The following is a 9,069-nucleotide window of genomic DNA, read 5'->3' as shown; positions in this document are numbered from 1 at the left end:
TGAGCGTGAGGATTATTTGCATCGTCACGATGGATGGCGATATCGGCCACCATTCCTTTTTGAACAAATTCATGTTGTGCAAAAGACTGAATGAGCTCTTTTTGTTGGTCTCGATTCAGTTCAATTGGCAACGCGATGTTTAATTCGCGTGCTAGTTGTGAGTCTTTGCGCTTCTCTACTTTTTCAACTTCATTCCATAAACGGTTGCGGTCTTTCATCCATTCTGGAGAATTAGAAGGAGTCAGGATCATGGTTTCCGGTTGTACATCACGAGCATAAAACTTTTGCTCGTCGGTGCGTTCATCATGTAGTTTTTCGCCACTGCGATAAGCAGCTGCAGCGACAGCTGATTGTCCTTTTGAACGGCTGATAATTTGCATCGACAGATGGTAAATAGCCATGATTCTTTCCTCCTTTCTTTTAAATGAATTTTTGTTTTTGGAATAAGTTGATGAGAGCACAAAGTGCGCTAATCAACGTTTTTGATGAAAGCATCATCATGAACACCAAAGGTGTCAGATGGTGCTTTCATCTTTGCCGATAGGCAAACAGGTTTTATGTAATTCGCCATCTAGGCGAATGGGTCTTTGGTTTTGTCTTTTTGTTCCGAAGGAACCGCACACATCGGTACGATGTATAAGTGCGCTCTTATCTCTTCGATCTAAGAGAATTATACCATATCCTGGTGAAAGAATCTATGCTAAGGATACCAATTTATCTCAATTTTTGATATAATCAATTTAAACATTAGAGAATAAGAAAAGGAGATGATGATCGGTGTCGAGGAAGCGAACAGATGAGGAAATTCTTCAGGATTTAGAAGAGAAAATTGAGAAGATGAAAGCGAAGAAACAACAAGTTGAAGTGCGTAAAAAGGAAAAAGAGAGAAAAGAAAGAACAAGACGATTGATTCAAGTCGGCGCGATTTTTGAGAAATACTTTGAGATTCAAAGTGAAGAAGAAGCAGAAAAAATTGCTAAGGCATTACAATCTTATGTAGGTAAAAACAAAGATAAGATTTTAAATCATGATGTAGTTGTAAAAGAAAAAACGAAAGCAGCAGCTGAAGTAGCTGTTTCTGAAGAATAAGGATCCGTAGGAGCCTATGATGAAATGTTTATATTGTGATTCAGATAATAATTCTATGTACGAAACATGTTCTGTTTGTGGAGCATCTTTACACATAAAGCGTCCTCAACTTAAAGAATATGTGAGTTTACAAGATTCAGCTTTGTCATTCCAGGAGCTTCAAAGTTTTCACACATATGATTTGTTAATCTTGCTTCGATTGGTTCGAGAAGAGCGTTCAAAAAGCTACAATTTGATGAGAACGGTTCAGAAAGCGCCAGAGGGGGCTGAGATTGATAAAAGTGTCATAGAGTTTGGAGAAAGCGAATATCGCCTTTATACGGCTCGTATGAAGCTCATAGAGGGTCTTTTGGTAGACCGGATGGGGTACAAGCCTAAGCGAGTGGATGATAAGCTGCTTGCAGCGTTAAAACATCGAATGGAGTCGAAATAGGCTTGCATTCATGAAAGATTTGGTAGAAAATTAGACATAAGAAAAAGCCCTCAAGTTTTGGTCGACTCGGAGGACTTCTTCTTAAACAAATATTAAGGAAGGGGTTAACCTTCTGTTGTACATATTATTATAAAAGCATTATAACATAAGTTGGTTAATTCCTTCCACAAAAACCGGGGGAATTATAAAAATGAAAAAAGTAAGTGATTTACAAAATTCTTTAGATAAAGCTGAGCAAAAAGCCAGACTAAGAGACTTTGAAAAAGATCAAAACTCCTTTCAAAAAGCAGAAGATCTAAAAAAATCATTATTAGAACAATTAAAAGAAATTACAGGTGAAGACCATTTTGTTGGAACTAGTAAAGATCCATTTGCAGGGGAGCCATTTAATCAGACTATGCATAGGAATTTAGATTTATTAAATCAGATTGATTATTTAACACAAGCTGAAGGGGATTTTCTATTTAGAATTCAACCATATTTAGAATTTAAAAGTAATGCAATTATTCGAAGAGAAGATAAGTTTAAAAAGAATAAGAAGAGTACTGTAGATCTTGAAGATGATTATGAACTTGTTCAGTCCGCAACAGTTTCTGATATTGCTGAAATGATTGGTAAAACAAGAGCAAATACATCAAAAATAATGCAATCTTTAAAAGAAAAAGAGATTTTACTTAATCCAGAAGGAGCAGGACAAATAATAGACAACGGACGTACTGTTAGTCCGCGAACATGGATTGTAAATCCTTATATTATGATTTGTGCGCCACGTAAGAACAAAGTTCAATTAGATAGATTAACGATGCGTTTATTCCAAAACTCTCTAAAAAACCTTAAGGATCAAAACGGTAAAAAGGTAAAATTACCAGCTAGATTCTTTTAATACTATTTTTTTAAAAAGCACTTTGAAAATATAAAGTGCTTTTTAATTTTGTTAAATATTAGGTGTATCGAAAACGATACATTTCAGTTTGTTTTTGTATCGAAAACGATACACCCCCAAAACTGCCTTCAGATCAGTCATATCAAGGGTTTGGAGTGTTTTTTTGTGTTAGCCCCTATTATCACTATTATTTAATAGCAATTCGCTGTTAGAATTGCAAGGGTCTTTTTATACTTTTTTCGTTTTAAAAAATCAGCCATTAAGGCAATATGGCCGCCTCAAGGCGGACCTCTTTTTATGTTCTTAATGTGTGCGTCATCAGGCACACATTAAATTTTAAGCTGAAAATTAAAAGGCCATCTCTATAGACAGCCTTTCAAACCAGTTATTTTACTTGCCTAATAATCGAGCAAAGAATCCTTTTTTCTCTTCTTCTTCATTTTGTTGTGTAGCAGCTATTTCTAAATATTGCTCTTGCTGTTGTTTTTGAGAAGAACGTATATATTCCATCATTTCTTTATCTCGGTTACTTATTTGTTCGCTAATTCTGACGGCCAAGCGTTCTTCAAGTTCTTTTAACTGTTTGTTCATCTGTTCCTGTTCTGATCGTCTTCTGTTCTCAGACTCTTCTAAAGAAGCTTTATAATGATCTAACATTTCTAGTAATTTATTGTTAATAGATTGTTGCTGTTCAAATTGATTTTTCATTGTATTTAATACAGCGTCTGTTGTGTGATTGTTATGTTCTTGAGTCACACTTAACTCACGGTTATTTTCTTCTTTTTTTAAGTGTTCCTCTTGTGTGCCTGCTGAGGAACGGTTTCTATCAAATCCCTGTATGACAGTCATTGCAGCTATCTCAAGAGATAACTTTTTTTCTTGAATAGCATATTTTAGGTTTGATAATAATGACTGATCAGTAACAGAATAGTAACGCTTTTTTCTATTATCTTTAATAAACTCATACCCATGCTTTTCTAGTTCAATACACCATTTTCTAATATTACTGGAAGTTGTATTTAATCGCTTGGCCATTTCTTCAGCATTTATTGTATCCTGCTTCTCATTCATACTTGGCCTCCGTTCCTAATGTGTTATCGTTGTGATCCTTTTATGATCTTTATATGATACAATTTTATTTAAATAAATTCGAGAGACCTTTGTTATATCCTTTAGCTTAGTAAAATTTAACTTGGCCGTTAAAAAATAAAAGAGCAACCTCGGCATTGGCCAATGAACGAGGTTGCTCTTTTTGCTACGTTGAAATTTGTAAAAGATAGACCAAAACTAATGTATCATATTTTTATGATTTTAGCTCTTCTAGCTCAGTCGTAACAGTTATAACTTTCTTGGTTATAGCTAGTAATGACTAATTTTTTGCGTGGTTGCAACCGTTGGTTGCGTCAATTCAAACTAATGTATGCTCGTTTATTTATAGTTCTTCTCATATATTTAATTTATAAAGTATATTAAGGGGTGTTGATTTATGAATTTAGCTAATAACTTAAAAGCAAAAAGAGAAGCGAATAATTTTTCTCAAGAAGATGTGGCTAAGGTATTAAATATTTCAAGACAGTCTATTTCTAAATGGGAAAATGGGAATTGCTATCCTGATTTAGATAATTTAATTAAATTAAGCGATTTATATAAAATTTCTTTAGATGAATTAATTAAAGGTGATAAATCTTTTCAAGAAAAAATTATAATAAAGGATTCTGGAGAAAAGATGTACAAATGGCCTTGGTGGATTATATTCCCTATCATGGGTATGATATATGGTCTAGTTTCTATGATTTTAAATCATTATTAATGTTTATCATTAATTTGAATATGAATAAAAAGTGTACTTTTTATTCATTCTTCCTCCGTTCATATTAGCTATAAATGCTGATGTATCAAGGATGTATAAAAAGCTGCATAAAGAAGAAACATGGCCTCATCGAGAACCCTACTCCCATAAGGGTTCTTTTTTTTTGTGTGTTCCGGAAAGAGTGTTTATGTAAACTAGCTCTGTATATGATATTCACATTTAATTTCTATAAAGAGGGTAGTTTGCTTAGATAACTTCTGTTAAATTAAAGTAATTAAGGTATATAAAGTTATGTAAGGGGCATTTCATGAAGAAGAAAAGTGGTTTAAAATCATTCTGGAGTCTTAGTATTATCGCAACTATAATTTTTGCTTTTATTCCAAAGGTTGGTATTAGGGTTGAAGGACATTATTATTATTTTGGCTTTCCTGCTGATTGTTTAATATATTATAAAGGTCCAAGATTAACTCCTGATATAATAGGCATCGTATTTAATATTGCTTTCTTTTATTTTGTTTTCTTTATTTCAAACAAAATATTTAACAAGATTCTAAGAAGTACTATAAGGTAACGAGGAAAAGAGCACATTAAGTGCTCTTTTTGGTTCCTGTAATCTGGATTATGTAAAGTTGTTGTGTATATTAAACGATTTTGGAAGCTATTTCTATCATTTTCGTTCTGTTAACCAATGGTTTACACGATGTTACTAAGTGTTTGTGGTGGTTTTACCATAAATGTTATAAAGTGGTACATAAGAGGTGAGGGCATATGGAATTGGGAGAACAGTTGCAAAGACTGAGGGAAGAAAAAAACCTTTCTAGGGAAGAATTGGCCCAAGAAATGAATGTATCTAGACAAGCTGTATATAAGTGGGAGAATAATAAAGGGTATCCCGATATTGAAAATCTTATTAAGCTAAGTGATTTATATAATGTGACGTTAGATGAACTAATTAAAGGTGATCGTTCTTTTCAGAAAAAAATAGTAATCGATCAAAAAAAGAATAAAATTGAGGATTTATCAGATCCTGGTTTTGTGATTGGAATTATCCTTGTATTTGTAGGATTATTTTTAGATTTAGGAGCGTTTTCAGCTGGTGTTACAATATTAGGATTCTTAACGATGTTTTTTTATGATGATTTAAAGAAAACGTTTTGGACTATAAAAAAGGATTTTAAAGAAGAAGGGTAAGTACAATAGGCTTTAAGAGAACTTAAAGCCTATTTTTGTGCCTATAAAAGGTTTTATGTTAACTATATTTAAATTTAGTTTATAAACTTTATAATTAGCCTTTCACTCTTTACAACAAATATTAATTTATTTTGCTGTAAGCCTATATTATACAAACTTTGCAGCTCATAAAAAATAGTATAGATCGTATTTCTTTTGAGTAATAAACTTTCATGAATTTTTAAATGTTCTGTGTCTATAATCTATAGTCCCGCCTAGTATTTATCTAAAAACAAAGAAAAAATTTTCTATAAATGATATTATATGTTTATTAATTCAGAAATTACATGGGGGAAAACATGAAAAAATTTTTTATTGCTTTGTTTACAGTTCTGTTTTTTATTTCATTAGTAGGGTGTCAAAGTAAAGAAGAAAAACCTTTGAATTTTTCCGGAAAAGGAGATTATTGGACAGCTGATGTTGTAGTGACACCTGGGAAAGATAAGAAGGAAAATAAAAAAATAAATTTAACTTATACAGGTGATGATTTAAATTCTATAAATGAATTTGAATTTAAGCTAACTGGCTCTAATGGTCAATGGGGAATGGGTGCTATCAAGCTAGATAAAGAAGGTAAATTCGAAGGCGAAAGTAGTACTAGAATTAGTGAAAAGACAGTAGAGTCAGACCAATTAGTTCTAACAGTTACTTGGAATAATCAATCTGAAAAAATTGACTTGAATAGTAAATAAAAAATAAAGACATATGCAAATAAAATATTCTTAATAATTAGATTAATTAAGAATATTCCTTGGTCTTGGGAGGAAAGCATAATGGATATTAGCGCGTCTACGTTTACTTTACTAGGGATAGTCTATTGGATATTTGTTATAGGCGTACCTATTGCAATAATAATTGCAGTTTTATATTTCTTTAAAATTATAAAGTCTAAAAAATAAATTAAAAGGCATTTTCATTTTATGAAAATGCCTTTTAATTTATTTTTACATATTGCTTGATACAGAAGCTTTATCTTTTCCAACATAAGTATTTAAATACAAAGTAGAAGAGCCTAAACTTCCATTTTGAGCTTTAAATCTTAAAGTTCCATAAGCTTTTCCACCAGCATTTTCAGTTCCCTTTTTCACTCCCCAACTTTCAATTTCATAATTACCTCCTGATCCAGGAACTGTTACATTTCTGTCATACATTCTACTTAATTTGTCATACCCTCCGTTAATTAATTGATAATCAACTTTGTAACTTGCTCCTGCTAGAATTACACTTCCAGTTACTTTTGCTCCTTTTACTATCTGATAGCCACTGCCTCCACTAGTTGAACCTCCACCAATAGTTGCTTGTGCAGAATAACCTTTGTTATTTGCAGTGTTTGATTTAACAACTTCTTTCTTGGCATCAGATGTATCAAGAGATTCCACATATACTGATCCATCTGGGTATTCATATTTTGTAGTATTATTATCTATTTTTACTTTAGTTGCTTGACCTTTCATTGATGGATTTAAGGAATCCCATTTTTGCCCTTTTTCCAATTTGTTTATTAAATTGTTAATTTTTTTATCAGCAACATCTAGTTTCTTTAACTCACCTTTAACATATTTGTAATATTCTTTTGTATTTTGTGTTTTAGCTTCGATTTGCTTATAATTCTGTTCTGTTAATGGTACATACTTTTCTTCAGCTTGAGCAACAGAATTAATAGTAAATAGACTTGAGAATGCAATAGCTCCAGTTAAAATTAACGGTTTAATCTTTCTCATTACAAACACTCCTTCAATATTTTGTTTTAATATGTAATATAAGGAAAAAGCATATCACAATTAACAAGTATAGTAGAATCATGAGAGTAAAACAACCAAATTTATCTAATTTTGTCTAAATTCAGAAAAATTTACAAAATAAAAGGCAATTCTCTTTATAAGAGAGTTGCCTTTTATTTTGTAAAACATATTAAAACATAAAACATTTGGACAAAATTAACATATCATAAATGCTTGTTTAATTAAAGAAGTAATTATGATAATAAAACAACTTTAAGTTGATTTAAATTGCCTTAAGGCAATTTTGTTCTTTTTAACGAGAAAAATCATGACCTTGATCTTTGGATTTATTTATGGAGCTACTTCTAAATTTTCTAAGCTGTTGCTGCTGCCTTTGCTGTGCTTGCTCTTCACTACGAGTAGCTTGTTGGATCGCATCAAAGATGCCTGAGATCGTTCCTATGACTTGTTCCTTGGTGTTTATTTGCTTTTCTATATTGGGGATTACATCTTTCTCAAGCTCTCTAATTTCGCCTTGTCGCTTCTCTAAATCATCCGGTCCTTTATATCCTTTTTCTTTAAGGTTATCTCGGTAATGATTGGCTTCATGCTGTAATTCTTCGTAATGTTGTCGTGCTTTTTTCGAAACCAATCGTTTAGCTGTTTCACCAGGACTATTACTTAGTTGATCAAGTTCTTTTTCTATTTTTTTAAGGTTCGTAACTTGATTCTTCATGGTATTTAAATAATCTCTTTCTGTTTCGAAGATTTTTACATTTTTCTTTAGTTTGTACAACTCATCTTTTTGATTTCCAATCGCTTTTTCAATGACTTCTAATGTTACTGGCGTCTTTTTGGCCATATCTATATGTTTCTCTAGTTTTAAGGCATTGTCATAGCTCAAGTATGTTCCAGCTGTTTTTAAATCTGGATAATGTGAGCTTACTTCACGAATTTTAGCCATTTTAATGGCTTCTTCTGCTTGTAACAAGGTTTTTGTTTCGACTTGAATCTGTTGTTTCTCATATTTGATTTGATGAAGGCGATTTTCTTTTTGTTGAGAGAACTCTTGATAGCGTTGGTAGAATTCTTCTTCATTTGAAAAACGAAGGGATTCTTTATATTCTTTGATGCTGCTTTCATAGTTTGCTTTATTGCCTTCTAAATCAGAGATTTTATCAAGGTAACGACGTTTCATCATATTATTTTCTTTTAGTTTAAACGGATTGAGTGATCCCTTGAGTTCATCTACTTTCTCTTCATTCTGCTTAATATCATGCTCCAAAGCCTTCACACGGTCATAAGAATTACTGACGTTAAGGAACTGTTGTTGTTGAACATGGAAATGACGTTCAATTGGGTCATGACGATTGCTCATTTTGCGTAGTTCTTCATGGCGTTTGTAGATACTTTCTAAGGAAACGACTTCTTGGTTTAAAAGAGATGCAGCCTTTTGAATCTGCGTTTTCTCAACATCTGTAGAGAAGCTAAATTGCTTCTCTTTTTCTTTCATTTTTTGTAGATGAGCCTCTTTTTGGCGGCGGTAAGCCTGTAGGTCTATAACGATTTGGTTATACTCTTGGCGCTCTCGGTTAACTTGGCCACGCTCGCTTTGCTTCCCTTTCTTCTCCATGTCATGAGCCACATGCCCTAAGTGAATGGTTGGAAGAACTTCAAGTCCACGTTTCTCATGAGAAAGGTGCGTAATACGCTCTTTACTATGGGCTTGTTCTAATACTTGGTTTGCATAGTTCGCCCATTGCTCACGAATGGATAAGCAGCCTTCGCTGTTTTTAACGTAACCACGATTGTTTTCTTTGGCATTTGCAAAGTCAGCATTCCAATCACGATTCTTCTTGCCAAAGCCATTTTGGTCTACGTTTCTCATTGTTAACATGATGTG

General features: G+C 32.6%; 11 protein-coding genes. 7 read left to right on the top strand and 4 right to left on the bottom strand.

Going from position 1 to position 9,069, the window contains the following annotated elements; all coding sequences use genetic code 11:
• On the bottom strand, positions 1-401 hold a 401-nt coding region (locus WKH56_RS34885), incomplete at its 3' end, for a MobA/MobL family protein (RefSeq protein ID WP_342837840.1).
• A gap of 376 nt (positions 402-777) precedes the next feature.
• On the opposite strand from WKH56_RS34885, the gene WKH56_RS34880 reads away from it, so the two are divergent.
• The 3 genes from WKH56_RS34880 (at position 778) to WKH56_RS34870 (ending at position 2,405) form a co-directional block, all read left to right on the top strand.
• Entirely contained in the window at positions 778-1,089 is a 312-nt protein-coding gene (locus tag WKH56_RS34880) for an NIP7 pre-PUA domain-containing protein (RefSeq protein WP_115655194.1), read from the top strand.
• Between the two features lie 19 nt (positions 1,090-1,108).
• Entirely contained in the window at positions 1,109-1,522 is a 414-nt protein-coding gene (locus WKH56_RS34875; protein WP_342837837.1) for a hypothetical protein, read from the top strand.
• 190 nt (positions 1,523-1,712) lie between these two features.
• A complete protein-coding gene (locus tag WKH56_RS34870) occupies positions 1,713-2,405 on the top strand; it encodes a Rep protein (RefSeq protein ID WP_342837835.1) in 693 nt (230 codons plus the stop codon).
• A 390-nt stretch (positions 2,406-2,795) separates the two neighbouring features.
• On the opposite strand, the gene WKH56_RS34865 is transcribed toward WKH56_RS34870, so the two are convergent.
• Entirely contained in the window at positions 2,796-3,476 is a 681-nt protein-coding gene (locus tag WKH56_RS34865) for a hypothetical protein (RefSeq protein WP_342837834.1), read from the bottom strand.
• 415 nt (positions 3,477-3,891) lie between these two features.
• On the opposite strand from WKH56_RS34865, the gene WKH56_RS34860 reads away from it, so the two are divergent.
• From WKH56_RS34860 to WKH56_RS34845, 4 genes are all read left to right on the top strand, one after another.
• Positions 3,892-4,215, top strand: coding sequence for a helix-turn-helix domain-containing protein (locus WKH56_RS34860; protein ID WP_115655198.1), 324 nt, complete (start codon positions 3,892-3,894; stop codon positions 4,213-4,215).
• 307 nt (positions 4,216-4,522) lie between these two features.
• Complete coding sequence (locus WKH56_RS34855; protein WP_342837831.1) at positions 4,523-4,786, top strand: hypothetical protein; 264 nt, start codon at positions 4,523-4,525, stop codon at positions 4,784-4,786.
• A 197-nt stretch (positions 4,787-4,983) separates the two neighbouring features.
• Positions 4,984-5,406 (top strand): helix-turn-helix domain-containing protein, encoded by a 423-nt coding sequence (locus tag WKH56_RS34850; RefSeq protein ID WP_279621120.1) that lies wholly within the window; start codon positions 4,984-4,986, stop codon positions 5,404-5,406.
• Positions 5,407-5,744: 338 nt separating this feature from the next.
• Positions 5,745-6,137, top strand: a complete 393-nt coding sequence (locus WKH56_RS34845) for a hypothetical protein (protein ID WP_342837825.1) — start codon at positions 5,745-5,747, stop codon at positions 6,135-6,137.
• A gap of 252 nt (positions 6,138-6,389) precedes the next feature.
• Here WKH56_RS34845 and WKH56_RS34840 read toward each other — a convergent pair whose 3' ends face one another.
• Both WKH56_RS34840 and WKH56_RS34835 read right to left on the bottom strand, forming a co-directional pair.
• On the bottom strand, positions 6,390-7,166 hold the full coding sequence (locus WKH56_RS34840) for a hypothetical protein (protein WP_342837823.1): 777 nt from the start codon (positions 7,164-7,166) through the stop codon (positions 6,390-6,392).
• A 313-nt stretch (positions 7,167-7,479) separates the two neighbouring features.
• Positions 7,480-9,069, bottom strand: a 1,590-nt coding sequence (locus WKH56_RS34835) for a MobA/MobL family protein (RefSeq protein ID WP_342837821.1), incomplete at its 5' end; no start/stop codon positions are given.

This window comes from Priestia sp. SB1 (assembly GCF_038898415.1).
The sequence above is the reverse complement of the archived record's forward strand: the minus strand, read 5'-3'. Positions and strand labels throughout refer to the sequence as shown.

Coding starts and splice junctions, on each gene's coding strand:
- WKH56_RS34875 (WP_342837837.1), top strand. CDS start 1,109: ATGAAATGTTTATATTGTGATTCAGATAATAATTCTATGTACGAAACA.
- WKH56_RS34870 (WP_342837835.1), top strand. CDS start 1,713: ATGAAAAAAGTAAGTGATTTACAAAATTCTTTAGATAAAGCTGAGCAA.
- WKH56_RS34865 (WP_342837834.1), bottom strand. CDS start 3,476: ATGAATGAGAAGCAGGATACAATAAATGCTGAAGAAATGGCCAAGCGA.
- WKH56_RS34860 (WP_115655198.1), top strand. CDS start 3,892: ATGAATTTAGCTAATAACTTAAAAGCAAAAAGAGAAGCGAATAATTTT.
- WKH56_RS34855 (WP_342837831.1), top strand. CDS start 4,523: ATGAAGAAGAAAAGTGGTTTAAAATCATTCTGGAGTCTTAGTATTATC.
- WKH56_RS34850 (WP_279621120.1), top strand. CDS start 4,984: ATGGAATTGGGAGAACAGTTGCAAAGACTGAGGGAAGAAAAAAACCTT.
- WKH56_RS34845 (WP_342837825.1), top strand. CDS start 5,745: ATGAAAAAATTTTTTATTGCTTTGTTTACAGTTCTGTTTTTTATTTCA.
- WKH56_RS34840 (WP_342837823.1), bottom strand. CDS start 7,166: ATGAGAAAGATTAAACCGTTAATTTTAACTGGAGCTATTGCATTCTCA.